The organism is Bacillus sp. sid0103 (assembly GCF_019219025.1).
The window spans coordinates 1-466 of sequence record NZ_JAHUWN010000111.1; the positions used below are offsets into that span (position 1 = coordinate 1).

Below are 466 nucleotides of genomic sequence, written 5' to 3' on the forward strand. Positions count from 1 at the left end.
ATTGATTCGCTCGACTTGCATGTATTAGGCACGCCGCCAGCGTTCGTCCTGAGCCAGGATCAAACTCTCCAAGAAAGTTGATTAGCTCATTTGTTACGTTGGCTTAGCTTCATAATTGAAGCTAAAATTTATTGTTTGTTTCACGTCTTGTTTGTTTAGTTTTCAAAGAACAATATCTTTGCCGCTTGTGCGACTTAACAATAATAACAAAGTATTAAAACTATGTCAATATTATTTTTTATATTTTTGGTGGAGTCTAGGGGGATCGAACCCCTGACCTCCTGCGTGCAAAGCAGGCGCTCTCCCAGCTGAGCTAAGACCCCATATATTATTAGAAGGATGGTCGGGAAGACAGGATTCGAACCTGCGACCCCTTGGTCCCAAACCAAGTGCTCTACCAAGCTGAGCTACTTCCCGTTAAAGTGCGCCCTGAGAGATTCGAACTCCCGACCTTTTGATTCGTAGT

Annotated in this window: 2 tRNA genes and 1 rRNA gene; all 3 read right to left on the minus strand. The window is 43.6% G+C overall.

Annotated elements, in window-relative coordinates:
* A 16S ribosomal RNA gene (locus KW850_RS32705) occupies positions 1-75 on the minus strand; the annotation flags it as partial.
* Positions 76-247: 172 nt separating this feature from the next.
* Positions 248-323 (minus strand) — tRNA-Ala (locus tag KW850_RS32710).
* A 17-nt stretch (positions 324-340) separates the two neighbouring features.
* Positions 341-417: transfer RNA gene (locus KW850_RS32715), tRNA-Pro, on the minus strand.
* Positions 418-466: the final 49 nt, after the last annotated feature.